Source organism: Herpetosiphon sp. NSE202 (genome assembly GCF_042688385.1).
Classification (GTDB): domain Bacteria; phylum Chloroflexota; class Chloroflexia; order Chloroflexales; family Herpetosiphonaceae; genus Herpetosiphon.
Window position 1 is genome coordinate 33,760 of the sequence record NZ_JBHUPY010000029.1, and the last position, 26,046, is coordinate 59,805.

The 26,046-nt window shown below is 57.2% G+C and carries 21 protein-coding genes; 12 read left to right on the top strand and 9 right to left on the bottom strand.

The genetic code is table 11. From position 1 onward, the window contains the following. Positions 1-193: 193 nt before the first annotated feature. Positions 194-2,515, top strand: coding sequence for a M28 family peptidase (locus ACFMKP_RS24340; protein WP_382296314.1), 2,322 nt, complete (start codon positions 194-196; stop codon positions 2,513-2,515). A gap of 766 nt (positions 2,516-3,281) precedes the next feature. Here ACFMKP_RS24340 and ACFMKP_RS24345 read toward each other — a convergent pair. Together ACFMKP_RS24345 and ACFMKP_RS24350 are read right to left on the bottom strand one after the other, a co-directional pair. Continuing rightward, positions 3,282-3,854 carry an SUKH-3 domain-containing protein gene (locus ACFMKP_RS24345; protein WP_382296317.1) on the bottom strand — a complete coding sequence of 191 codons (573 nt, stop codon included), beginning with the start codon at positions 3,852-3,854 and terminating at the stop codon, positions 3,282-3,284. Continuing rightward, on the bottom strand, positions 3,851-4,411 hold the full coding sequence (locus ACFMKP_RS24350; RefSeq protein WP_382296320.1) for a hypothetical protein: 561 nt from the start codon (positions 4,409-4,411) through the stop codon (positions 3,851-3,853). Before ACFMKP_RS24350 ends, ACFMKP_RS24345 begins: the two co-directional genes overlap by 4 nt. Positions 4,412-5,812: 1,401 nt before the next feature. On the opposite strand from ACFMKP_RS24350, the gene ACFMKP_RS24355 reads away from it, so the two are divergent. Together ACFMKP_RS24355 and ACFMKP_RS24360 are read left to right on the top strand one after the other, a co-directional pair. Next, complete coding sequence (locus ACFMKP_RS24355; protein WP_382296322.1) at positions 5,813-6,265, top strand: hypothetical protein; 453 nt, start codon at positions 5,813-5,815, stop codon at positions 6,263-6,265. Between the two features lie 180 nt (positions 6,266-6,445). Beyond that, positions 6,446-6,793: a DDE-type integrase/transposase/recombinase gene (locus ACFMKP_RS24360; RefSeq protein WP_382296325.1), complete on the top strand. Its 348-nt coding sequence runs from the start codon at positions 6,446-6,448 to the stop codon at positions 6,791-6,793. A gap of 191 nt (positions 6,794-6,984) precedes the next feature. On the opposite strand, the gene ACFMKP_RS24365 is transcribed toward ACFMKP_RS24360, so the two are convergent. From ACFMKP_RS24365 to ACFMKP_RS24380, 4 genes are all read right to left on the bottom strand, one after another. Then, on the bottom strand, positions 6,985-7,977 hold the full coding sequence (locus tag ACFMKP_RS24365) for a tyrosine-type recombinase/integrase (RefSeq protein ID WP_382296327.1): 993 nt from the start codon (positions 7,975-7,977) through the stop codon (positions 6,985-6,987). A 242-nt stretch (positions 7,978-8,219) separates the two neighbouring features. Next, complete coding sequence (locus tag ACFMKP_RS24370; protein ID WP_382296330.1) at positions 8,220-8,600, bottom strand: hypothetical protein; 381 nt, start codon at positions 8,598-8,600, stop codon at positions 8,220-8,222. Between the two features lie 102 nt (positions 8,601-8,702). Further along, positions 8,703-10,931 (bottom strand): heavy metal translocating P-type ATPase, encoded by a 2,229-nt coding sequence (locus ACFMKP_RS24375; RefSeq protein WP_382296333.1) that lies wholly within the window; start codon positions 10,929-10,931, stop codon positions 8,703-8,705. After that, complete coding sequence (locus tag ACFMKP_RS24380) at positions 10,928-11,272, bottom strand: ArsR/SmtB family transcription factor (RefSeq protein WP_382296336.1); 345 nt, start codon at positions 11,270-11,272, stop codon at positions 10,928-10,930. The genes ACFMKP_RS24375 and ACFMKP_RS24380 overlap by 4 nt, the downstream gene beginning before the upstream one ends. 149 nt (positions 11,273-11,421) lie before the next feature. Between ACFMKP_RS24380 and ACFMKP_RS24385 the strand changes: the two genes are divergently transcribed. The 9 genes from ACFMKP_RS24385 to ACFMKP_RS24425 all read left to right on the top strand — a co-directional run bounded on the left by ACFMKP_RS24385 (position 11,422) and on the right by ACFMKP_RS24425 (position 21,981). Next, a complete protein-coding gene (locus tag ACFMKP_RS24385) occupies positions 11,422-12,093 on the top strand; it encodes an ArsR/SmtB family transcription factor (protein WP_382296339.1) in 672 nt (223 codons plus the stop codon). A 10-nt stretch (positions 12,094-12,103) separates the two neighbouring features. Next, positions 12,104-13,210: an MBL fold metallo-hydrolase gene (locus ACFMKP_RS24390; protein WP_382296342.1), complete on the top strand. Its 1,107-nt coding sequence runs from the start codon at positions 12,104-12,106 to the stop codon at positions 13,208-13,210. A gap of 85 nt (positions 13,211-13,295) precedes the next feature. Further along, a complete protein-coding gene (locus ACFMKP_RS24395; protein WP_382296372.1) occupies positions 13,296-14,465 on the top strand; it encodes an MFS transporter in 1,170 nt (389 codons plus the stop codon). Further along, positions 14,465-15,631 (top strand): cysteine desulfurase family protein, encoded by a 1,167-nt coding sequence (locus tag ACFMKP_RS24400; protein WP_382296345.1) that lies wholly within the window; start codon positions 14,465-14,467, stop codon positions 15,629-15,631. Before ACFMKP_RS24395 ends, ACFMKP_RS24400 begins: the two co-directional genes overlap by 1 nt. Next, on the top strand, positions 15,628-16,602 hold the full coding sequence (locus tag ACFMKP_RS24405) for a PLP-dependent cysteine synthase family protein (RefSeq protein ID WP_382296348.1): 975 nt from the start codon (positions 15,628-15,630) through the stop codon (positions 16,600-16,602). The genes ACFMKP_RS24400 and ACFMKP_RS24405 overlap by 4 nt, the downstream gene beginning before the upstream one ends. Then, positions 16,592-16,975, top strand: a complete 384-nt coding sequence (locus tag ACFMKP_RS24410; protein ID WP_382296351.1) for a hypothetical protein — start codon at positions 16,592-16,594, stop codon at positions 16,973-16,975. Before ACFMKP_RS24405 ends, ACFMKP_RS24410 begins: the two co-directional genes overlap by 11 nt. A 25-nt stretch (positions 16,976-17,000) precedes the next feature. Next, the gene (locus tag ACFMKP_RS24415; protein ID WP_382296354.1) at positions 17,001-20,144 is read left to right on the top strand and encodes a Tn3 family transposase; all 3,144 of its coding nucleotides are present in this window, start codon (positions 17,001-17,003) and stop codon (positions 20,142-20,144) included. A 323-nt stretch (positions 20,145-20,467) separates the two neighbouring features. Further along, a complete protein-coding gene (locus ACFMKP_RS24420; RefSeq protein ID WP_382296357.1) occupies positions 20,468-21,208 on the top strand; it encodes a hypothetical protein in 741 nt (246 codons plus the stop codon). Positions 21,209-21,399: 191 nt separating this feature from the next. Then, positions 21,400-21,981 (top strand): hypothetical protein, encoded by a 582-nt coding sequence (locus ACFMKP_RS24425; protein WP_382296360.1) that lies wholly within the window; start codon positions 21,400-21,402, stop codon positions 21,979-21,981. Positions 21,982-22,258: 277 nt separating this feature from the next. Here the strand turns inward: ACFMKP_RS24425 and ACFMKP_RS24430 are convergent, their stop codons facing one another. From ACFMKP_RS24430 to ACFMKP_RS24440, 3 genes are all read right to left on the bottom strand, one after another. Further along, positions 22,259-22,780, bottom strand: coding sequence for an SUKH-3 domain-containing protein (locus tag ACFMKP_RS24430; RefSeq protein ID WP_382296363.1), 522 nt, complete (start codon positions 22,778-22,780; stop codon positions 22,259-22,261). Next, complete coding sequence (locus tag ACFMKP_RS24435; RefSeq protein ID WP_382296366.1) at positions 22,780-25,269, bottom strand: polymorphic toxin-type HINT domain-containing protein; 2,490 nt, start codon at positions 25,267-25,269, stop codon at positions 22,780-22,782. Before ACFMKP_RS24435 ends, ACFMKP_RS24430 begins: the two co-directional genes overlap by 1 nt. A gap of 98 nt (positions 25,270-25,367) precedes the next feature. After that, positions 25,368-25,985 carry a Tn3 family transposase gene (locus ACFMKP_RS24440; protein WP_382296369.1) on the bottom strand — a complete coding sequence of 206 codons (618 nt, stop codon included), beginning with the start codon at positions 25,983-25,985 and terminating at the stop codon, positions 25,368-25,370. Positions 25,986-26,046: the final 61 nt, after the last annotated feature.

Below are 26,046 nucleotides of genomic sequence, written 5' to 3' on the forward strand. Positions count from 1 at the left end.
CCCAAATTAAGCGTTAAGCAGCGATATAAAAAGCGATATAGACTATCTCTCAATATCCACCTATCTAAATAAAACCTCACCCATTGGTTGCATGGGATTCAACTTTCGGGTATGCTTGGCCACAACAATCTCACCACAGAATACTACATAGTATAGCATATTCCAAAGTATTGTTAGTACAGAGGCTTATGGCATGATGCGATCACCGCAGCCAGCACGCGCCCGATTTTGGCTGGCTTTAGCACTTCTTGGAATTTTAGGTATCGGTGGATGGATTGGTTGGCTGGCAATAAAGCTTCCTACCCCCTTGCGAAACCCTACCACACCAAATGAATTCTCTGTTGCCAATGCCTATCACCATGTCGCTGAAATTGCTGCCGAACCACACCCAATTGGTTCAATTGCCCAATTTAAAGTCCGTGATTATTTAATCAGTGAAATCAAGCAACTGGGCTTGCAGCCGGAAATTCAAAAGGCGACAGCAATCCAGCAAGATTCCCCAGCTTTTATGCTCGCCGGATCGGTTGAAAATGTCGTTGTTCGGGTTGCTGGAAGTGATACCCATCAGACCATTATGCTGGTTGCTCACTATGATTCTGTTGCAACTGGGCCAGGTGCGAATGATGATGGTGTCGCGGTGGCAGCAATGCTCGAAACCCTCCGAGCTCTTTTAGTTGGCCCTCCTCCGAAAAACGATTTAATTTTCTTGTTTACTGATGGTGAAGAGGCTGGCCTGCTTGGGGCATCAGCCTTTATGCGCGATCATGCGTGGGCGAAGGATGTCGATCTGGTTTTAAACTTTGAGGCCCGCGGTAGCCGTGGGGTCATGCTCATGTTTGAGACGAGCATGGGCAACCAACCCCTAGTTTCTCACCTTGCAGCAATTCCTCAGCCAGTAGCAAGCTCACTCTTTGCTGATATTTATAAACAATTACCCAATGATACTGACTTTACTATCTTTCGTGAAGCGGGCCTTGCTGGGCTTAATTTTGCCTATATTGATGGATTAGTCCATTACCATGCGAGTACAGATACCGTAGCGAATGTCGATAGGGCAACTCTTCAACACTATGGTAGATCTATGTTGGCCTTAACCCAACAATTGGCGGCTAGCCCCCACATTGACCTTGATTCTCCACGTGATGCGATCTTTTTTAATGTCGGTCGTTTGGCTTTTGTGCGTTACCCAAGTACATGGGCTTGGCCATTGACGCTATTGACCCTTGGCGTAACCCTTGGAATGCTTGTCGTTGGCTTGCGGGCAAAACGGCTGACATGGTACGGAATTGTGCGTGGTTTTTGGGGAATGGCACTGGCAACCTTGCTTGCTGTTGGCTGCGTGCAAGGCATATGGTATGGGGTAACGTTGTTGGTTGATACCTATCGCCATTTTACCGATGTCTACAATAGCGGCATCTATTTTTTGAGCTTTGGCATCGTGACGATTGCCATTGTCGGATTTGTGTATCAATGGCTGGCCCGGCGCACAGATGCGGTTAATCTTTTGGCTGGCAGCTTGGGTTGGTGGATGCTTCTAATGCTTGCGAGTACGATCCTATTGCCTGGAGGAAGCTATCTGTTCACCTGGCCATTGTTGATCGTTAGTGGTGGTTTATGGTTTTACGTTCGGCGTAGCACGCTTCATAAACACTCGTCTTTTGACAATGTATGGTTAACCCTCTCAACTGTACCAGGATTAATCTTGCTGACACCAATCATTGGATTAATCTTTATTGCCCTGACCCTTGTCGCGCCGTTTGTTGGGGTTAGTTTAATTGTCTTGCTCACAGGATTATTTGTCCCTGGATTATTGGCGCTTGGCAATGTCCTGCCACGGTTTAGTTTTGGCGTATTGGGGGTTATTGGGATAGGAATCGCTTTTGTGGGAGGCCTCACTGCGAAGTTTGATCCTGCGCATCCTATCCCAACCAGTTTAGCGTATGGCTTGGACTACGATACCCAGCGCGCATGGTGGCTAAGTAGCGATCAGGTTCCCGCTGATTGGACGGAAACCTTGCTCTCAGCACAACCAGAATCAGCGTTGAATACAGATTTTTATCCCTATAGTCAGCGTGGAATTTTGCGCAATCCTGGCCCCTCGCTTGCCTTGGCCGCGCCAACGGCTGACATCATTGATGATCGCACAACCGCATCAATGCGTCTGATTCGACTGCGAATTCGCTCGCCGCGTCAGGCCCAAATGATTGCAGTCTATCTTGGGCAACCAACCACGGTTTTAACAGCAAGTCTTAATCAACAACCCGTTGATCTCCACGATCGAGCCGCGCTTGATGATGATGGGCGTTGGGCATTGGAATATTGGGGAGCAGGATCCGAGGGTTTTGAGCTGAGTTTGGGGATTGCCCCAACCCAGTCACTCCCATTAATCTTAATTGATCACGCTTATCATCTCCCCCAGGAAGAAACGGTTACTGTCCCTGAACCTTATACAACTAATCCGTATGGTTTGGGAATTCCACATATGACGTTTGTACGCATTTCGCGCCGTTTCTAACAAAACCAGGCCTATTGTTTTTTTATCGACCGAGCTAGAAGCGGACAAGTGGGTCACGCACCATGCCATCAGTTCCCTAAGGCATTATTGCCAGTATGGAGGGTATCACTGCTGTTACTTGGATGCCATACTCAAGGTCATTGAGAAATAAATCGCTGCACCACCCGTGTTGCTTTCGTAGGTATATAGGATAACCCTTCATAATTATCAACATGAAGAATGTTTTCCTGGAAGTATAATCCGGCCTCATACGCGGCCATGGCCCCTTGATGTATCTCAATTCAGGAGTAAACATCGTCGTTTGTGGATGACTTGTGCTCACGCTCCATCACAACGTTAGAATCCAGCGTTGTGATGGAGCGCACAGATACACGTCAGGAGGATAGGGCGGAATTTTGTGCCTCACCATACCGTTCTACCTTCCGCCAGAAGGGCATCGACAAACAGGTCAAGTGTTTTCCACTCCTCCGATTCGCATAAGATGCCCCCCAGTTTTTGCGAGTGTTGACACGGCTCGCGGCCCTCATCAGCACGGATAAGGGGAGTAGGGGGCTGATTTGTGTATTTGTGTCAGCCGTATACCGCTATGACGATCCTGCGCGGAGCAGGTGATTAACGCAGCCAATCTCCAAAAAGAAGCCACGTCGATGCGGATGGGACTTTGTTTTTAATAGTGACATAATAAAAAACTTTTACTGCATCATCAGTCATTTCCCTCCATTGATCACGCGATGCTGTAGATGGACGGTTGCCCATGGTCATACATTCATGGCTCACCTGCAGGATGCCACCCATAGACCAGACACGCTCGCACCAGACGAGCCATCATACGCGGCAAGGTTTCACCACTTCGTTTGAGGACAACCGCATCGATCGTATGCTGTGTGTGAACCGTCATAAGACCGGCATGCCGATGGACGACTAGGGGAATTGGCAGAGGCTCAAAGGGTGTGACGCAGGTTCCAATCGGAATCGCATCAGTGCGTTCCTGCAAAATCGGATTCCGATCCCAAACAGGGAGGCTCCTGCTGAAATCCGAGATTGTGCGTGGATCAAGGATGATTGCAAAACCCGCAGCGTTCCATCGTCGAAAATAACAGGAATGCCGTTGATCATCACCTGCGAGGACGGTACGTGGGAGCGGCTGTTCGCTATAGGTTGTTGCATCAATCGCTACCATGCCAAAGGTGGTCATGAATTCACACGCTTCCGGCCAAAGCATATAGCAATGGGTCGCATACCATGCATCCAAGACGGTGAAATCAATCCGACGCTCAGGATGCCAACCAGCCTGTTGTAAGAGCCATGTCACAATCGTGTCAGTAGAATGCTTGTTCATGCAGCCCGTCCTTCGCCAAAGCGGACTGCATCATAGGCGAGCAGATTTAATGCCGTTTCGATCTGGTCACCAAGAATAATTAATCCCGGAACAGGATACATATACTCGAAACTTCCATGACAGACGAGTCCGTCAGCACAGACGAAGATGGGGTCCATTGGTGCACACGACCCAATGGGACACAGGAGCCCGCCATGCTCCGCGACAAGCGGATGGGTGATCCAGTCCGCTAAAAAATCAGCATGGTCGATTTCGAAGCCATCATACGGGTCAAAATGAAGATCTATATTGATAAAACTTACATGATCGATAATTGATCGGCCAGGCGCTGCGGGATAGAGCGAGTGTGTCCTATCGGGTGGTAGGTATCCTTGGGCGAATCGCAACATTCCTATGGTCTCAAAAATACGCTGGGCCTCGGGGAAAATTGGCCAGCCGACCGCAGTTAGAGGTTCAATGATGCATGTCGTCGCATCATAGTGTCGATCAGGTGACCATCCAACAGCAGTTAAGAGCACAAGGGCTTCAGGGGTTAACTGGGTGATATCAAGTGCCATAGTATTTCCTCTTCCGATAGCGATCCATATTCTAGCCTATTGCGGAAATCACACGATGATTTGACCATCTCCCAATCATACGACGATTCATTTGTGTTGTCAGGTTGGTGTATACCCATTCCTGATGTCAGTTTCTCACCAATTGAGCGTCAGAATAGGGTTATTTTTGTGATTTATTGACAATTCTTTGCAACAGTCTTAGACGCTATCCTGACAGGTTACTACCCAAGCAGCAGTGGATGGCAGGCAACGGATTGGCTCTATGGTGTAAACTAAACACCGGTGTGGCGAACGGCAACGAATGGTTTTCATGCATCCTAGTGGGCTATTTTCTCTATACGCTCATTATTATCAAATATCGAATAAAGGTCTTCTTTGTAGGATTATCAGACATGCAACACCTCTCTTCTCTGCATACCGCAGGAATGGTAGTTCTCGCCGTGATTGGGAAGCAAACGGTAGCCAATGGTAGTGGGCTTCTGGTCTAAGCCAATAATTGTGACATCAATGCTGTTATCAGGCTAGTGCCCCGATTTTTAGCACTCTCCTACCATGACTCTATTACGGATTATTTCCACGGATTGGGAATAATACCTAAAAATATAATAAGCCGTACATACCATGTATTTCGGTATTGTAACGGGATAATCCGGATGGAAAGTTTTTTTCCTGTATGGATATCATATACAGCCATAGGACGAAGTCCCCATCGTTCGCCAGGACCATACTTGATCCACTGAAGAAGGGGAACTTTAATAGTTCCATGTGGATGAAATAATACTATGTCAATATTTTCAAATGAAGTATCCAGCACCATCAAAGCCTTTTGCTAAGGTAGCACCAATAATGCTATTATAACCCATTTAGACAGATAACATTTTAGACAGATAACATCAAAAAAGGGTATCCAATCATTAATTGTGGGCTGTAGTCTTAAGTGCATGCATCCCATATGGTTAGAGCGAAAAGATGACTCTTCTACATCTTTATAATAATAGGCCTGATGTGAGTTAGGTTTCTTTGATCACGGTAAAGGTGAGGACATCAATGCCAAACCGTACCCGTAATACCGCCTTCACGACGAGATGGGTGACCTTACTCGCAATGCGGGTCACCAAGCCTTCCACGGTTTTGGCTAAGAAGCGTTCACTGTTCCGTCCGGTATTTTGCAGTTAATGAAACGTCACTTCGATCAGTTCGTGGATTGATCCGAGTAGACGAGCAAAGTTAAGGGGATTGGGTGGTTGATTCTGGCGTTTGGCCGTCCAGACGCGATTCCCTGTCTGATTCCGTACCGTCTGTTACCACTGCTCACCAAGAAATCCTTTATCGGCCCACACATCGGTATTGGTAATGTGGTCGAGCAGTCCTCTGTGCTAACATGAGTGAGACAGATCTGGTGTGTTAATCTTAAGTCGATGGCCGCAAGGAGTTCCCATGGCCAGCAAAAAACCAATGCCTGACCAATCGACCCATGACCCCGAAGTCCGGCCCAAAGCCGCCTGCACCCACTGGAGTGCCCGCGACCACCTACGCATTCTGGCCGCTGCCGATGCGTGTGCTCCGGGCGAACTTGGTGCCTTGATGCGCGGTGAAGGCATCTATTCCTTGCACCTCGCCCGCTGGCGACGACAACGCGCCGAGGGTGAACTGGCCGCGCTCACGCCCAAACGCAAGGCCGCACCCTCGCCCGAAGCTCAGCGCCAGACCGCCGAGCTGGCTCGCCTCCGCCGCGAAAACCAGCGGCTTCAGGCCAAACTCGCCCAAGCCGAGGTGATCATCGATGTGCAAAAAAAGCTTGCAACCCTGTTGGAAATCACGCTCCGAGCGCCGCCGACCGACGCACAGGATTAATCACGGCGGTGGCTGATTTGGCCTCGACCGTGGGCATTTCCGCTGCCTGTCGGGTACTCGGTGTCCCGCGCAGCGCCGTATATCGTGCGGCTCAGCCCGATCCCGTAGCGGTTCCTCGTCGTCGGCCTGCCCGTGCGCTCACGCCCGATGAGGTCGCCCACATTGGCATGGTGCTCAACAGTGACCGCTTTGCTGACTGCACGCCAGATTGACGCTACCTTGCTCGACGAGGGCAGCTACCTGTGCCATTGGCGCATGATGTATCGCATTTTGGCCGCCCATCGCGAAGTCCGGGAACGCCGCAACCAGCTGCGGCATCCGACCTATGCCGCGCCGGAATTGTTGGCCACGGGGCCAAACCAGCCCTGGAGTTGGGATAGTACCAAATTCAAAGGCCCGACCACCTGGTCCTATTTCTATGCCTATGTCATTTTGGATGTGTTCAGTCGCTGCATCGTGGGCTGGATGGTAAAACTCAGCAACGACATAGTATCCCTCTGTCTGTTGTGCTGTTCACGCACATCGTAACCCCGTTCATCTTCATCGTGTCCACCGTTTGCAGGGACGGGCTGGCAGGCGGTTGCGCAACCGGACGCGTTCCTGCCGACATTGTTTGCATAGCTGGTTTACCAGTTGCTCAAAGGGCATCAGCTATTGGGGCTAAAATGCAGAACGCCCCGGTTTAGTACAGCGAACGGATGTGCGCCTTTCGTATCCCATTAATCGAGTGCCAGGGTGTCCGTCCAGCGCGCTAACTCCTGGCTGCTCGGCTTGGTATAGATGGCGGTGGTGCTCAGGCGTTGATGGCCGAGCAGGGTTGCCACGACGGTCAGGGGTGCACCATTGGTGACTAATTGGGTCGCATAGGTATGACGCAGCACATGCGGCGTCACCAGCGGCTCCGTGATTTTGGCGTGATAGGCCACCGTTGTGATCACGGTTTGCACCGCCCGCGGCCGGAGCGGTCCCCCTTTTTGACTCCCAATCACGGGCCGCATGGATTCCTGCTGAATCCATCCCATTAGCGTCTGGGCATGGGCAGCCGTCCACCAGAGCCGCGCATCGGGTGCTTCATCGTCGGCAAGGGCGGTCTGGGCCACCGCCCAACGCCAGAGATCCCGCCGTACCTCGATATTGAGCGGTACCGTCCGCGCCACCCCGCCTTTGCCCGCCCGCACCCGCAGCTGTCCCGACCGTTCCCCCACCACCAGATCGCCCCAGGTTAAGGCACACAGTTCCGCAACCCGCAGCCCCGTATGCAGCAAGAGGCTGACGATGCCCGTTGCCCGGGCGGCGTGTCGCCCATGACCGGCCGCTTTGAGCAGGGCATCCTGCTGCGTGGGGGAGAGCGCCTTCGGTGCTCGTTCGGTATCGACATCCCGCACGCGCCCAAGGGTGGTAAAGGGATTGTCGGCGCGCAGACCCGCCACGACCGTCCAGCCGCCCCAGGTATCCAACGCTGCCAGCGCCGTATTGATGGTTGCCGGCTTCTTCGTCGGCTGCTGGGCGCGCAGCCATTCCCGATAGCGGGCACCATCCCGTGACGAGAGGTTAGCCACGGTCGCTGGACTGTCGGGATGGGTGGCCTGAAGCCAGGTCACAAAGCGCCCCAGAATTTGGCGATAGAGCCGGCGGGTGGCAGCACCATGCGTTGGCTCCAGCCAAGCATCAAAGGCTGCCAGCGTGTCCGTAATGGGATAATCGAGGGCCATCAGGGCGGTCCTTTCGGAGCAGACACATTTTGCGTCGTTTTTGGCGAGGCTTAGCCGGGGTGGTTTCGGCGGCAGTCACGCTCAGGGTTGCGGAGAGTATAGCATCATTAAGCGCAAAATGGCTATTTTGCGTTGTTATCCTCGCTAGCGCTAGTGTCTTCTTTGCGGGCTTGAAAGATGTGACCCGATTCGGCGAAAAGCGGCCTCAACTTCAGAACGAAAGAGCCTGATTTCAATGAAGTTTACACCCCAGGGCCGTTTTCAACCGAATCGGGAGCACACACCTCCCTCAGCGCCTCCAGCCCTGCCTCCAGCACGGCTTTCGTGCCCTCAGCGCCAGTGATGCGCAGCCAGATCGGCCCGTGGTTGGGCGTGATCTCGATCACGAAGTGGAAAAAGGGACAGCAGCGGCGCTCCTGGGCCACAAAGGTCATGACCAGATCGTAGTCGGTCGCCGCACAGCGGACGGCGAGGCCATCCGGCAGATCGATGCGCTCCTGCACGGCAGTGTGGAATAGCCGATCGGCATCATCATGATGGGCTGCACGTTGGTTCGCCGCAAGAGCGCTGGGCATACATGCCAACGGACTGTGATCCTGGCTGGCGGAGGTCGAGCGATCCATGGGATTCCTTTCTGGCGTTGAGGAGCCGAAGTTGCCGTTCGTTGATGCTGATGCCTGCGGCTAATCTGGAAAGCATTGCCAGATCAGCCGCAGCAGTTTGGACTACGCCTCAACGCGCTCCTCGATCAAGAGGATTGTCGCTGGCGGCGTTGAACTACAGCACCCGGTTGTGCAGCACGATACCTCCGCGACCACCACTGGCGCCGGGACTGGCGTCGCCACCGGCGCGGCCTGCGGCGTTGCGCTTGGCTGGCGCAATAGGCGCGCCGAGTTGGCCATAATCCCCAGGTCGGGCAGCGATTGGGCCGCCGCAGCTGCAATCGGTGGTAGCAGACCCATGGCCGCCAGCGACAGGCCGACCAGGTTGTAGACCGCCGTAAAGGCGATGTTGGATTTCACAATCCGCATGGTCCGGCGCGCAATGGCTACCACATCTGGCACCAGCGTCCAGTCCTCGCGCATCAGGGCGATATGGGCCGCTTCCAGGGCGATATCCGACCCCGCCACGCCCATCGCGATGCCGATGTTGGCCTGGGCCAGCGCCGGCGCATCATTGACGCCATCGCCAATCATCACCACCGTGTGGCCGCGCGCCTGATACGCGCGCACCACCGCGATCTTATCCTCTGGCAGCAAGTTGGCGCGATGCTGGACACCCAGCTGGCCCGCCAGCGCGCTGGCCACGCGCTCGTTGTCGCCGGTCAGCACCTCAATGGTCGCGATCCCCATGCTGCGCAGGCGCGCCACGGCCGCCGGCACCTCCGGCCGGATGGTGTCCGCGACCGCCAGGAAGCCCACAAGCGCGTCATCCTCCAGCACCCAGAGCACCGTCTTGCCGGCGGCCTCCAGCGCGTCGGCCTGGACCTGATCCCCTGCTGGCTGGGCGAGCCGCCGATTGCCAACCGTCACGGTCCGGCCATTGATCACGGCCCGCACGCCGTTGCCCGGCAGCGCCGCAAACTCCTGCGGCTCCGCCAGCGGAAGCCCACGCTCCCGCGCGGCCACGCGCACCGCCTCGGCCAACGGATGCTCGGAGAAGCGCTCGGCGCTAGCCGACAGGGACAGCAGGTCGGTTTCGCTGCGTCCTGCCAGCGGCACCACATCGGTCAGATAGGGGCGGCCCAGCGTGAGCGTGCCGGTTTTGTCCAGCAGCACCACATCGGCCTTGGCCAGCGCCTCCAGGTATTTGCCACCCTTGATCAGCAGGCCGCGCTTGGCCCCGGCACCAATTGACGCCAGCATCGCAATCGGCGTGGCCAGCGCGAACGAGCAGGAGCAGGCCACCACCAGCACGGCAGCGGTCGCCAGCGCATCGCCGCGCACCAGGAAGGTCAGCAGCGCGATGGTCGCCACCACCGGCAGATAGTAGGCCGAGAAGGTATCGCCAACCCGCTGCACATCCGCCCGATGGGACTCGGCCTCCTCGACCAGCTTGATTACGCGGCCGAAGGTGGTGTCGGTGCCAACGTGGGTGGTGCGCAGGCGCAGGCTGCCCAGGGTCGCCAGGGTGGCGGCAAAGACGGCAGTTCCCGGACCTGTATCAATCGGCATGGACTCGCCGGTGATCGCGGCCTGGTTGATCGTGGCCTGGCCGCTGATGACCTCACCGTCCACCGGGATCTGCTCGCCCGGCCGCACAATAATCACATCGCCGATCTGGACCGCGCTAATCGGCAGCTCGATCTCAGCGCCATTGCGCTCCACCCGCGCCGTTTTGGGGGCCAGCGCCGTCAGATCTTTGACCGCCCGCCGGGCGCGCTCGGTGGTGAAATGCTCGGCGTACTCGCCGGCCCGCATAAAGAAGACCACCACCGCCGCTGTCGGCCACTCGCCGACCACCAGCGCGGCGACGACGCCCACCGACATCAGGGTGTGCGAGATCACCTGGCCGCGCAGGGCGGCCCGCCCGACCTTGCGAAAGATGGGGAAGCCGCCGGCCAGAACTATCGCCAGGCCGACGGGGAAGGGAATATACGTTGTCAGGGTCGCAAATAGGCCCAGCCGCTCGCCAACCACCACCACAAACAGAATCACCGCGAACATGATGCCCAGCAGGGTAAAGAGAGGCCGAATCATGGGATTGAGGCCCGACTCGGGGGCAGCGGCGGCGGTCTGCTGGACCACGGTATAACCCGCCTGCTCAATGGTGCGGTAGATGGCCGCGGCATCGATCTGGGCGGGATCAAGCTGGATAATGGCCTTTTCTGAGCTGAGCAGCACGCTCACCTGCTGGATGCCCGGTAGCGCGGCGACCGCTTTCTGGACCTGCTGGGTGCAGCTGGTGCAGTCCATGCCGTGGATACCAACCTCAAGAGTCTGGATCGCGCTCATGCCTGCTCCTCCCGGGCGCTGTACCGGGTACAGGCGTAGACGCCCTGGGCCACATCGGCCAGCAGCGTATCCACGATGGTCATCAGATCGGCCACCCGGTCATCGCTGAGCTGGTAGCGAACGTAGCGCCCCTGCTGCTGGCGGCTGACCAGGCCGCAGTCATGAAGGCAGCTCAGATGGCTGGAGGTGTTGGATTGGCTGAGGCCCGTCGCTTCGACGAGCTCGGTCACGGTGCGCGAGCCATCGCGCAGGGCCTCCAGGATCGAGAGGCGGGCGGGATCGGAGAAGCCCCGGAAGAGCTTGGCCTTTAAATCCAGGCTCTGACGCGTGGTGGTTAGCATATACGTCCTATCTGTTCATATCATCATATCACTACACAGTAATATATCAGCCGACGAGCGGATCTGTCAACTAGGCTGCCAGGCTGATATTTGACAGGTTTTCTATATTCAAGTAATCTATTGAATAGTTGAATATAGAGGATATAGCCATGGACCTCGCCTCCAAGCGCCAATTCAAGACCGCGCTCTATGAGCAATTCGCCCGCATCAGCCGCGCCCTCGCCAACCCGCATCGCCTGGAGTTGCTGGATCTGCTCACCCAGGGCGAGCGGACTGTTGAGGACTTAGCCCGCGAGGCGGCCCTCTCGGTCGCCAACGCCTCGCAGCATTTGCAAACCTTGCGCACCGCGCAACTCGTGGCTGTCCGCCGCGAGGGGTTGTATGCGTACTACCGCCTCGCTCACCCGCGCGTGCAGGATCTCTGGCTGGCCCTGCGCACCGTCGGGGAAACCCAACTGGCCGACCTCCATCAGGTCATCCACACCTTCCTGGCGGACCGCTCCCAGTTCCAGGCCATCGACCTTGATGGCTTACGCCAGCGGCTTGATGAGGAGGCGGTGGTGCTGCTCGATGTCCGGCCCATACTGGAATATGCGGCGGGGCATCTGCCCCAGGCCCGCTCCATTCCCATTGACGAACTCACGGCGCGGCTGGGCGAAGTGCCGCACGATCAGCCGATTGTGGCCTACTGTCGCGGCCCCTACTGTGTCTTTGCCGATGAAGCCGTGGCGCTCCTGACGCGCCACGGCTATACCGCCTACCGCCTAGATGCCGGCGTGCCCGAGTGGCAAGCCCGCGGCTACCCCATCAGTCATGCTTAAGGAGCGGCCCATGATTCCCACGATTGACGTTCCAACCCTCCGCCAGTGGTTGGCCCTTGGCCAGCCCGTCACCGTCCTTGATGTGCGGCAAGCCGCTGACCATGCCGATTGGGCGATTCCGGGCAGTGTCCATGTCGATGCCTACCACGCCCTCAAGGCCCATGATCCCCATGCGCTGGCGGGCTTTGATCTTCCCGGCGACGTGCCAGTCGTGACCGTATGTGGCGCGGGCAAGGTCAGCCTGATCGCCGCCGAGCAGCTGATCGCGCGCGGCCACACGGTGTATTCACTTGCTGGGGGCATGCAGGCGTGGAGCCTGGCCTGGAACACCGCCCGCCTGCCCCGCTTGGCCGATGACACCCAGGTCATCCAGATCCGGCGGACGGGCAAAGGCTGTCTTTCCTACATGATCGGCTCGGCTGGTGCGGCGGCCGTTCTTGATGCCAGCCTTGATCCTGCGGTCTATCAGGAGCTGGCCCAAATGCATGGCTGGACGATTACAACCGTGCTCGATACCCATGTCCACGCCGACCATCTTTCACGGGCGCGGGTACTCGCTGAGGAAACCGGGGCCACCCTCCACCTGCCGGCGACCGATCGGCTGGCCTATCTCTTCACGCCGATCCACGATGGAACCACGATCACGGTCGGGAACACTGTGCTGCGGGCGCTGCATACTCCCGGCCATACCTGGGAAAGCACCAGTTATCTCCTGAATGATGGGCTGCTTTTTACCGGCGATACCCTGTTTTTGGCGGCCGTCGGCCGGCCCGATCTGGAAGCCCAGACCGCCGAGGCTCAGGAACGGGCGGCGGCGCTGTACCAGAGCCTCCAGCGCCTCCTGACCCTCCCAGACACCACGCAAGTCCTCCCCGGCCATACCAGCACGCCGGCCGCGTTCGACGGCCAGCCAATCATGGCCACCCTCGCGACGGTTCGGGCATCAATTGCCCGTCTCCAGTTGCCCGAGGCGGCGTTTATCGACACGTTGCTGGCGGCACTGCCGCCGACACCGCCCAACCACCAGCAGATCGTGACCATGAACCAGGAGGGCGATCCCATCCCCGCCGATGTGACGCCCCTTGAAGCCGGAGCGAACCGCTGTGCCATCGCCTAACGCCACCTCCACCGCCGAGGGGTTGCGCGTGCCGCCGGCGCCGCAGCTCGGCCTCCGGGCCAACGCCGCCCAGTTCGCGCTGTTGATGGTGATCAACGCCATGGTGGGCGGCATGATCGGCCTCGAACGGACCGTGTTGCCGATTCTCGGGACGGACACGTTTGGCCTAACCAGCACGACCACCGTGATGAGCTTCATCATCAGCTTTGGCCTGGTCAAAGCCTGCATGAACCTGATCTCCGGTGTTCTGGCCGATCGGTATGGCCGCAAGCCGATCCTGGTGCTGGGCTGGCTGGTCGGCCTGCCCGTGCCGTGGTTGATTATCTGGGCACCCTCATGGGGCTGGATTGTTGTGGCCAACGTGTTGCTCGGCATCAACCAGGGCCTCACCTGGTCCATGGCGGTGGTCATGAAGATCGATCTGGTCGGCTCGCAGCAGCGCGGGCTGGCGGTTGGCCTCAATGAGTTCACCGGCTACATGGCGGTGGCACTGACCGCGCTAGCCACCGGCTATCTGGCCAGCACCTATGGGGTCCGGCCCGTTCCCTTCTATCTGGGCATTGGCTACGCCGTGATTGGACTCATCCTCTCGGTCATTCTGGTGCGGGAAACCCTTGGCCTCACCCGGCTCACGGCGGGGACCACGGCAGGGGCAGCCGCTGAGCCGGTCCCATCCTTCTGGACCATCATGCGACAAACCTCGTGGGGCAACCGCACGCTGTTTGGAGCCAGCCAGGCCGGCCTCGTCAACAACCTGAACGATGGCATGTCCTGGGGCATTCTGCCGATCTTCTTCGCCGCGAACGGCCTGGGTCTGCCGGCGATTGGCCTGCTCAAGTTCGTCTATCCGGCCGTCTGGAGCGTCGGGCAGCTCATCACGGGGCCGCTCTCGGATCGGGTTGGACGGAAGCCCTTGATTGTGCCGGGCATGCTCGTGCAGGCAGCCTCGCTCGTCCTGACGGTCGTTTCGACCTCGTTTGGTGGGTGGCTGGCGGGCAGCATTGGTCTGGGGCTTGGCACCGCCATGGTCTACCCCACCCTAATCGCGGTGGTCAGTGACGCGGCCGCGCCGGTCTGGCGCGCCCGGGCGCTGGGGATCTATCGCTTCTGGCGCGATATGGGCTATGCCGTCGGCGCCCTGCTCGCGGGCCTCATTGCCGACTGGATCGGCATGTCCTGGGCGATTGGCGTCGTTGCCGCCCTGACCGCCGGCTCCGCCCTGGTCGCCGCCATGACGCTGCGCGAGGAGCGCTGATGAGGCCGATCTACCTGGACTATAATGCCACCACGCCGCTGGCGCCGGCCGTGTACACCGCCATGGAGCCGTATCTGCGGACTCACTTCGGCAATCCATCCAGTGACCATCCCTACGGGGATATCGCTCGTCAGGCGGTGGCGACGGCGCGGCAGCAGGTAGCAACCATGGTGAGGGCCGACCCAGCCCAGGTTATCGTCACCGGTGGCGGGAGCGAGGCGATCAATCAGGTGCTCAAAGGCTTGGCATTCAGTCGCCGGAAGCGCGGCACGCATCTGATTACCTCGGCGGTCGAGCATCCAGCGGTGGCGCAGACCATGGCCTGGTTAGCGACGCAGGGCTTTCAGGTCACGACCGTGCCGGTGGATCAGCACGGCATGGTGGACCCGGCGGCGGTGTCCGATGCAATCACGGACCAGACCACGCTGATCTCGATCATGCACACTCAGAACGAGGTTGGCACCATCCAGCCGATCGCCGCCATCGCCGCGCTGGCGCGGGAGCGGCACATCCTCATGCATACCGATGCGGCGCAGAGCGTCGGCAAGATCCCCGTCACGCTGGCGGATCTGGGCATCGATGTGCTGACCGTGGCTGGTCATAAGTTCTATGGACCCAAAGGCATCGGGGCGATTGTCCTCCGTGACGACCTTCCCCTGCCGCCGCTGATCCACGGCGCGGGCCACGAGCAGGGCCGACGCGCCGGCACCGAGAACGTGCCGAGCATCGTTGGGTTGGGCGTCGCCTGCGCGCTGGTCGCGGAGTCCCTTCCGCAGACTGCCGACACGATGCGCAGGCTGCGTGATACGCTGGAAGCTCGCCTAAACGCAGCGATCCCCGGCCTGCTGGTCAATGGTCACCCGACCGAGCGCCTGCCCAATACCCTCAATGTGAGCCTGCCCGACAGCAATGCTGCCGCGTTGCTCACGGCCATCCGAAACCAGGTGGCCTACTCGACCGGCTCGGCCTGCCACGCCGGCCACGCGGCGCCCTCGGCGGTGCTGCTGGCCATGGGCCGCACCCCAGCGCAGGCCGCGGCCGCGCTCCGGCTGAGCCTGGGCCGCGACACGACCGGGGCCGACATCGACCAAGCCGCCATGATCATTGGTGACGCCTATCACCGCCTGCGTCTCGCAGGCGATCAGCCAGAGGAGCCATCTGCATGACCGACCAGACCCACGACCAAGCTGCCATCCTCCAGCACGTTGGAAACACCCCGCTGCTGTCACTGCGGGCGGTCGCGCCCGATTTGCCGCCCACAGTGGCGCTGTATGGCAAAGCCGAATGGATGAACCCCGGCGGCTCAGTCAAGGATCGGGCGGCGCTGGGTATGATCCGCGACGGCGAACGGCGCGGGGTACTCAGCCCCGGCATGCACATCGCTGACGCGACTAGCGGCAACACCGGCATTGCCTATGCGACCCTCGGTGCGGCCCTCGGCTACGGTGTGACCGTGGCCATGCCCGACAACGCCAGCCCGGAGCGGATTCAAACCTTGAAAATCCTGGGGGCGGAGGTGCTGCTGACACCGGCGGACGCCGGGATGGATCGGGCGATGGACACCATTCAGCAGCTCGTGCGGGACCAGCCCGACCGCTATTTCTATCCTGATCAATACAATAACCCAGCCAACGCGCAGGCGCATGAGGACACGACGGCACCGGAGATCTGGCGGCAAACGGCCGGCCAGGTCACCCATTTTGTGGCGGGCATGGGAACGTGTGGTACCTTCACCGGCACGGGCCGCGGCTTGCGGCGTGAGCATTCCAGCATCCAGCTGATCGGGGTACAGCCAACCAGCGGCGATCACGGTATTGAAGGCATCAAACACCTGGCCACGACCACGCGCATCCCTGGGATCTACGACCCGCAGCTCGCCGATGGAACGATTGCGGTGGAAACGGACGCCGCCTATGCCATGGCCCGACAGCTTGCGCGGACAACGGGCTGGTTGGTGGGGATCTCGGCAGCGGCGAATGTGGCGGCAGCGGTGACGGTGGCGCGGCAGCTTACGCACGGCACCGTGGTCACGATCCTCTGTGATAGCGCCGCCCGTTATTTGAGTGCGTCATTCTGGCAGGATGCCGAAGCAGACACGGACACCAGCATGAACGGAAGGAAGACCTATGGAGCCTGATGATCGATCAGCATTGATGGAGTCCGATCCCCACGCGGAGCCGCAGGCGCAGGCGCTCGCCCAGGCGGGCGCGCTCGTGCCGGCGGGCAGTATCTTCAGCGCACCGATCACGGTCGGCCCCTACACCATCATCACCGCCAGCACGGTGGCGGGTGGCAGTGGCTTCGGGTCCGGCTTTCGGCGTATGCTGCCGGGCATGGACGGAACTGCCGGCGGGCTGGGTGGCGGCGGTGGCACCGCTGGACGGCCGGTGGCCGTCATTATTCTTGGTCCCGACGGAGTCACGGTCCAGCCCATCGTGGATGTCACCCGCATCGCCATGAGCGCCCTGGTCGTGGCCGGGCTGGTGGCGCTCTGCTGGCGCCGCCGGTAAGCCCGCCGCAGCGATCACGCCGCCGATGCCAGCACTGTCAGCCACACCTCCGACCTCGACCAAGCGGCTCCGGCTGCTTGATCCCAGCGATCGGTCCGCCCTCTATGACCGTCCGGTCTTCACCGACGAGGAGCGCAGCGTCTATTTCGCGCTCACGCCCGCCGAGGCGGTGCTGCTGCCGACCTGGCCCGATCCCGCCCTCCACGCCTTTTTCATCCTCCTTCTTGGCTATTTCAAGGCCAAACCCCGGCTGTTCAGTGTCACGGCGCTTGCGGATGTCATCTCGGATCTGACCTGGATTTGCCAGTATCATGGCCTCGCTGTTGATGTCGCCACGGTGCGCATCCCGCACAACCGCATCCTCCAGCAGCAGCGCCAGGTCATCCTCGATCTGACCGGCTATCGGCGGTGCCAGCCCGCTGATCGGCAGGCCGCCTTTCAGGTTGCGCTGCGGGCCGCACGCTTCAGCCCCAAAGTCGCCTATCTCTTGCGGATCGTGTTGCAGCACTTTGCTGCCGCGAAAATCACGCTGCCGGGCTATACCTACCTTCAGGAGGCGATCATTGGTCAGGCCATCACGACCGAAGAATCGCGGCTGGTAGACCTGCTGGCGGAACACCTGACTGACGCGGAACAGACCGCCCTCGACGGACTCCTCGAACCGCACCAAGGCCACTATCCCATTACCCAAATCCGCCGCGTGCCCCGCAACCTGCGTCCCCGGGCGCTGGGGCGCGAGCGCCGGCGGGAAACGACCATGCGCCCGCTGGCCGTCGCCGCCCAGCGTATTCTGCCCCTCCTTGATCTCTCACCCGATGCCATTCGGCACTACGCCGGCATGGTGGACTTCTACAGCGCCACCCGCCTGGCCCAGCTGCGGACGTGGTTGGTCGATCTGTATCTGCTCTGCTTTCTGCACCATCGCACCCAGCGCCTGCATGACCATCTGCTCAGTGGCTTTATGCAGATCGTCAAAACCATCCGCGATGATGCCAAAGCCTGGGCGCAGGAGCAGGTGAACGCCTATCGGCTCCAGCGAACCCAGGACATCAAGCGGGCGGGCCAGGTGCTCCAGCTCCTCACCACCGATCAGCTGGCATCGACAACTCCCATGGCCCAGGTGCAGGAGCGCGCATTTGCCATCCTGCCTGCCGACCGCCTGGACCGGATCGCCAGCTACCTCGCATCCGGCGCGGATTGCGATGAAGGCGCTTTTTTCTGGACCTTCATGGACGACCACATCCAGCGCGTCAAAGCCCAGCTTCGTCCCCTGCTCCGCGCGATGGTCCTAACAACGCCGCACAGCCTCACCCCGTTGCTGGAGGCGGTCCAGTTTCTCCAGGCGACTATTGCGCGCCGGCGCACGCTGGCGGACGTCGCGGCGGCCACCATCCCAACACGCTGGATTCCCGTGCGCCTCAAGCGCTATCTGTATGACACGGCCGCCGATGGCACCCCGCAGCTGCGGCGTGAGCGCTACGAGGCGTGTCTGTATCTGCATCTGCGTGCGGCCCTCGAATCCGGTGAGCTGGTCTGTCCCACCAGCACCCGCTTTCGCAGCCTCGAAGACGACCTGATCCCGTTGGCAGAGTGGCAGGCCAACAAAGAATCCCTGATCGCCGCGACCAATCTGCCGATCCTCCAGCAGCCGATCACGGAGCACCTGGCAGCGCTGGAGCAGCAGGTCGAGGCCCAGTTTGCCCGTGTGCATGGGCGCATTGCCGCCGGCGACAACCCGGCGATCCAAGTCACCCAGCACGGCACCACGCGCAAATGGACCCTCAAGACGCCCAAATCCCGCGAGCAGGCCAATCACGCGCTCTATGAACGCTTGCCGCAGACCACCCTTGCCCAGGTGTTGACCACCGTCGATGCGGCCTGTGGCTTTATGGATGCGTTTGACCATGTGCTGGGCCGCTATGCCCGCCCGCGGCCCGACGACCGCGTGATCCACGCCTGTCTGATCGCCTGGGGGACCAATGTCGGCCTCCATCGGATGGGCGAGATGTCGGATATTCCTGCCACCACGCTCGTGCGCGCCTCGGGCAACTATGTCCGCCTCGAAACGCTCCGGGCGGCGAATACGATCATTATCAATGCGATCGCCGCCAAGCCCCTCTTTCAGGACTACAACATTGACGGGGTGGTGCATTCCAGCAGCGATGGGCAAAAGTTTGCGACCATCATTGATACCCCACGGTCGCAACACGCGGCCCGCTACTTTGGCCGGGAGAAGGGTGTGGTCTCGCATACGGTCGTGACCAACAACCTGCCCATCATTACCGGCATGCTCAGCGCGCACGATCACGAGGGCCACGCGCTGTTTGATCTGCTCTACAACAATGAAACGGCCGTGCGCTCGACGATCCACTCGACCGATACCCACGGAACCAACCTGGTCAATTTTGCCATTCTCTCGGTCTTTGGCTATGACTTTGCGCCGCGCTATGCCAACCTCCAGGACCGCATGCAGACCAGTCTCTACGGGTTTCAGCCGCCGGCAGCCTATGGCGCGGACACCCTGTTTCCCCCAGTCCGCAAACTCAACACCGCCCTGATCGTGAGCGAATGGGATCAGATAGAACGGATTTTTGTGTCGCTGGCTCGGAAGACCGTTAGCCAGCATGTCCTGATCCAGAAGCTGAGTAGCGCCAAACGCCGCAACCGCACGTTGCAGGCACTCTGGGAATACGATCATATGTTTGAGACACTGCATCTGCTGGCGTTTGTCGACTCACCGCGCCGGCATCGGACCGTGCAGCGGGCGCTCAATCGCGGCGAGCAATTCCACCACCTGAAGAAAGCATTAACCCATGGGCACGCCGGCAAGCTGCGCTACATCAGTGAGGACGAACAGGACGTGTGGAACGAGGCGAGTCGGCTGCTGGTCAATCTGATCATCTTCTATAATATGACCATCTTGGAACAGGCCATTGCCGCCCAGGAGGCCGCCGGCAACGCGGCGGCGGTGGCCTTTCTCCGCAGCGTCTCGCCGGTGGCGTGGCACCATCTCAACCTGGGTGGGCAGTGGACGTTTTATGGGGAGGGAACGCCAGCCCCAGTGGATGCCTGTGTGGCGGCGGTCCTGGCCTACCGCCCCGCCATGGCTGAGCATGAGGAAGAAGCCCCTGCGGTCGATCACGAGGATGCGGCACCAACGCTAGAATAAAGGCGCACATCTGTTCGCTGGACTAAACCGGGGCGTTATGCATTTTAGCCCACATAGCGAAAATAGCCCACTAGAATGCACGAAAACCCATGTCTTGACGTTCGTTGCATCAGCGTTGGATTTACCGCAAGTCGTTAGCCGTTTCGCCGATGGGGAATCTGAAACCGCAGGATAAGTTTATATGCAACCTTCGCTGGATACCATAAATGTATAAATTTTTGACACGTGATATCACTTCCTCTATACTCCTCATATGAGAAGATCTCCTCTGCGTTCTTTCCCTCTCTATTGACAATCTTAATCTATTCTAATCTGGAGGCCACATGCAACGGTCTGTATTGAGGTTATTGGCGATCCTTGTCGTTTTTTCTTCCGTCCTTTTTAGGACCCATGCTAATGCACAGAACTTGGAAAATGATGAGATATCTGATACAACAATCGTTATTGTTGTATCAGATATCAGTGATTCAGAATGTAGTTATGGGTATGGGACGGCGCATGATACGCCGGATACAGTTAAGAGGGTTCCTTGTAAACCAGGCACTGTATTCAATATGGCCTATCTTGAGTATGGAGAGGTGAAGCAACGATTACTTCAAGGGGATACATTAATATATTTCTCTGATACTGGAAACTTTGAAAAAAATCTCGAAATTGCACAACAAAAAAGTATTGTTTTAAAAAAAGATGTTCCCACTACCATAAAACCAACTGCGCTTTGTACGGAAAAATTTAATGTGCTTTACTTTGGGACGTATGGATCTCCGGTCAGTGGTGGTGGTACTGACCAAATTCAACTGGGTATTCGGTATGATGTAGATAGAGGTTGTATGGTTCGAAATGTCCGTCCTGATACGCGGCTTGGCACTGCTACCACTAACAATCATACATGGAATAAAAGTAAGTGGGGGTCATCGCCAGATTATGCGTGGAATCATGTTCATACGATCAACTGGTACACCCAGAATACTACGACTATTCCTGGGATCTACGCGCAAAATACCCTCTTCAGAGATTTTACGACTGGGAGCACTCTTACATGGTATGATGCTTATCTCTATTAAGGTTAAATGGCTTGTACACAAAGACCAAGAATGCTTTAGCATTCTTGGTCTTTGTGTACAAGCAGGCCTCTTACCTCTATATCTATTTCCTCTGGTTGTGGCAAATTAAAAGTGTTGGGTACGATTGGAGCGAGATAGAATCTTAATTGCGAAGGATTAAAGAATAAATCTGCTCTTTAGGAGAGACTTTCATGAGACCAAAACAATGGATTGCTATCCTTGGGATTGGAGTGATCAGTATCACCGGATGTATGAATAGTTCCGAAAATATATCCAGTACTATTGTGCCAGTGATCGTTCTTGATACACATGATACTACTCCTATTGTTACAAATCGTGATGATGCAACTTTCCTTACATTGATCTATGATCAAAATCCTGATGCACGTAATATAGCACATCAAAAAATTCGACTCTCAAATAATCGCCTTGTCTTTATTTATACCTATATTCTCAATGGTCAGACGATTCTTGGCTATAGCAATGGCTCTATCCTTAATGGTCAATGGAAAATACAAAACGGTGCGGCCAATGTAACCACAGGTATCGCTTTCGGCGCAATGACCTATATGGCCTTCCTTCCAGAAGGCTTTTTTTTCTTTGGAAGTCGGATTGATCCACGCGTTGCCTTGATTGAGGTCACATTTAATACGGGTGAACGTGAAACAATAACCCTCGAAAATGATTTTTTCTGGGTGTTATCGAAAAACCAACAAACAACCTCTATTAAGGCAATTCGGTACTTTGATGTCAATCAGATTGTGATTCAGTAGTTCTACATGCACCATAACAATAACATGGGGTTAAACGCAAGACCACTCAAATAAGGATTATGGTGCTGTGTTGCTGCATGCGAGGGCATTGCGACAACCAGTTTACTATTCTCTTGTTACTATTAAAAAGATTGGGGTAAAAGGGGGTGTAGGGTACTGATATAGTATCCATATCAGCCCTCACTCTTAACCAATTTCAAGGGAAATTAACGTATGACAGGCTTTGATTTCTCGGCCAATCAAAGCCTGTCATACGTTAACGTTTCTTACCCCAAATCTATTCTTTTCTAGAGACCCAAGGAACCTCTAAACCGGTGATGCTGCGTTTTTGGAACCAACTCGTGCCTACATACAAAATTGGATAGCGAATACCCAATATCAAGACATCCAAGGCATCATCAATCACACGTCCGTAATATAATAGATTACGGGGAGTCACACTATAAACCCCGCCATCAGCATCCATGAGAATGCCTGATTGATAATCGTCTACCGCAATCGGGCATAATGCGATCTGGAAATACTGTTCATAAAACGCAATATTCTTTCGATCATAGTCTTCTGCTTCAGGCAGAAATATCGTTGGAACTGGCGTATACCTGCGTGATTCGATCAGCGGCGTATGAACGGTTAAACCTCCAAATGCGCGCATGATAGTATCAACGATCGGCGACCATTGATAGCCATAACGCTCACATTCAGTCTTCCATTGATCAACCGCGATCTGGCGTTCTGGGAACCAGCCAGCATCGAAAAATGCTTGGCGAGTTTGTGGATAGTTGAGACACTGTTCAATCATTATTTGTATGTAACTCCTAACGCTTTCAACACTGCCGCACAACTTGAACAAGGATCTATCGGTGTACCATGATTAGATGTATAATATCCTCGGATTCGTGCAGTTGCGATAGTAGAACCTTCTATGACTTCACCATTTTGAATCGCATTGCTGAGACATGCTATCTCTGCACACTCTCCATGATAAGGGCTTTGCACTAGATCAGGGATATCATCAAGTGCCCTTTGCACCTGATCAGGGATTGGACCATTGTACATACTACGACCAGGATAACGGTTTCCCGAAGGAGTCTCAATTACAGCGGCTGTTAAAGGATTCTTGTTTCTTTTCGGAGGCCGTACTGACGAATCAGCAACCTCTATTGCAGCATCCTGTAAATTACAACCAGAATTATGCACCAGCCATTGAGCATCACCGACAAAGAAGGTATGGGCCTCCGCGACGGTGAGGTTGTACATCGTCTGTGGGGCATTGCGCGCAACACTGGTTTGCACGTATCCCCATGTGCCACGCGCCGTACGAATCGCATCACCTAGTTGCAGCTCACCGGCGGGAATCCATCCCATCCCCTGGACATAGAAAGGATGCTCGGGTGTGGTGGTGATCGTTTCGCCGTCAAGCGTCAGATCCAGCACCACCGGATCGTCGTGGATGAGAAGAGCGGTAATACTGTACGCCCCAGTCGTTTGGGTCGTCTCATCGTAACCGAGCACCGTATCGCCTTCGCGTAAGCGCGCAATCGGCTGCGGCCCATTCGGCGTAGCAATCGGCGTATCCGGGGTGAAGGAACACATGCCATCCGCGAAATCATCAAGATAGCGCAGGTCATCCACGCTGCCCGCACCACCCCGCAATCGTCCTAAGTCATCAACGATGCTTGCGCCACTGAAACCCGTACTCGCAATCCCACCGAGGTCAAAGACACAATCGCCAAGGGCCTCATAGTTATAGCACAACGTTCCTTGTTGACAGTTGTCAATCATGGTTCCAACTGACCCAGGTATTGCCATGATGGTACCCGTCGGATCGGTAACAAAGGCCAGCGCTCCCTTGAAGAGATCACGTGGTAAGTGGTTAATCCGTTTGCCAACCTGTTTGACCATGGTCCAGAAGTCATCACCGCTGTTCGTATCGAAATAGCCGGTGTAATCACTCCATTGACATTGCTCATCGGGATTACTCGATATGCCACTACATGGAATCCAGGTTCCATCGGGCTGAACCCCCTTGCGATGGCCAGTGGGATCCGTCCAGGTCGCGGGATTATTATCGACATAGGCATAGCGATGCAACGAGGCCGGAGCCAGGCCACTGCCGGAATCGGTATCCCGTTGGATGAACCGCCCCAAGGTCGGCAGATAGTGGCGGGCACGCAGGTACACTAACCCATCCAGCGAATTCGTCCATTCGCCGGTAAAGCCAAACGCGCTGGTGGCACTGCCACTGTGGCTGCGTGGCACCCCATCGACCGTAAAGGCTTGGCTGAAGAGCGTTGTACCGCTGGGTGTGATGCCCTGCCGAACACTCCCTACGAGGTCGGTTAGCAAGGTACTGGCTTGGGCATTCGTGGTTTGATGCACCAACCCTGCGCCATCGCGGGCTATGCGGGTCGTGCCATTGGCCGAGACCGTCCCCAGCACCTGCGGCAATCCTGCCGCCTCATCCAGCACGAGATCCTGGACCACGCCATTGGTCGTCACCCGCACGAGATTGCCCCAGCCATCATAGCCGTAGGTCGTGGTTCCCGCACTGGTTGTACTGCTCGTCACCCGATTGGCCGCATCATAGGTATAGGTGGCATCGGGCGTGGTGGTCAGATTGCCATTCGGATCATGGCTATAGCCACTGGTTGTCAGCCGATTCGCCGCATCATACTGCATGCTGAACGGCGTTTGGCCGGTTGTCGCCACGCTCGTCCGGTTGCCCACCGCATCATGGGTATAGGCGGTCGTTGCCTGCGGCCCCGCCGCCTGCACCATGCGATCGGTGGCATCGTAGGTCATGGTCGTCGTGCCGCTCGCATCGGTGAGACTCGTGCGATTGCCCACGGCATCCAACGTACTGCCAAAGCTTGCCACCGCCGTGCCGTTGTGCGTATAGTGCGTCGCCAGCGGTCGTCCCGCCGTATCATAGGTTGGGGTCACCCCGAGTCCGGTGCTGCTGGTTGCGGTTGCCAACTGGCCCCGCGCACCATAGGCATAGGTGGTCGTTGCACCACCCCACGCTTGCAGGCTTGCGACCCGCCCGGCAGCATCAGGGGTGGCCGTGACGCTGCCCGTTCCCCAGTAGTCGGTTCCCGTGCGGAACGAGGCGGCATCATAGGTATAGCCCACCGTGCGGCCATCCCGCGTCCGTTCCCGCAGCCGATTCAGTCCATCATAGCGATAGGTGGTCGTCCCCAGCCCATCCTGCATGGACGTGACGTTCCCATTCGGGTCATGGTTATAGCTGACATCCGCCGTCCCCGTCGGATAATCGATCCCCGTCAAGAACCCATCGTGGCTGTAGGTATCAGTGTACGATTTCGGGAAAAATATACGCTAGCATTAATATTTCTTAAAATATATGAGACAACAACGATTATGGATTATGGCGCAGTCGGTGAATCACGCACCAATGGCGGCAAGATGAGCGGGCGACGTTGCCGCCACACAAAGTCACCCGTGAGATTAATGTGCTCCCACCCCAACGGCGAAAGATGGGCCAAATAGGCATCCGGAATGTGATGCCCTGCCGCGCGTGCCGCCTCGACTGCCGCACCAAGATAGACCGTATTCCATAACACGATCGCTGCCAGGACGAGATTGAGGCCACTCGCTCGTTCAATTTGATCGTCGATGCTGCGATCATGCACTTTCCCTTGGCGATGGGCAAACACCGCCTGTTCGAGGTTATTCTTGCCCTCTCCTTTATTTAAGATGTGGGCAACCCGCCGTCGAACCGGAGGTTGCTGAAACCATTCCACGGCATAAAGCGTGCGCTCGATGCGGCCCATTTCGCGGAGCGCACGGGCCACCGTATGTTGACGAGGATAGGCCGCCAGTTTCCGTAACACGATAACGGGTGGGGTTTGACCCGCGCGTAAGGTTCGTGCAAGCCGACAGAGTTCTGGCCATGCCTCACGAATCAACGCACTATCGATCGGATTCCCCAGCATCGGACTAATTGGGTGATAGGTGTTGGCGGTTCCCCTCTGTGCTAACATAGGTGAGACAGATCTGGTGTATCCATCTTAAGTCGAGGGCCGGAAGGAGCTTCCATGGCCA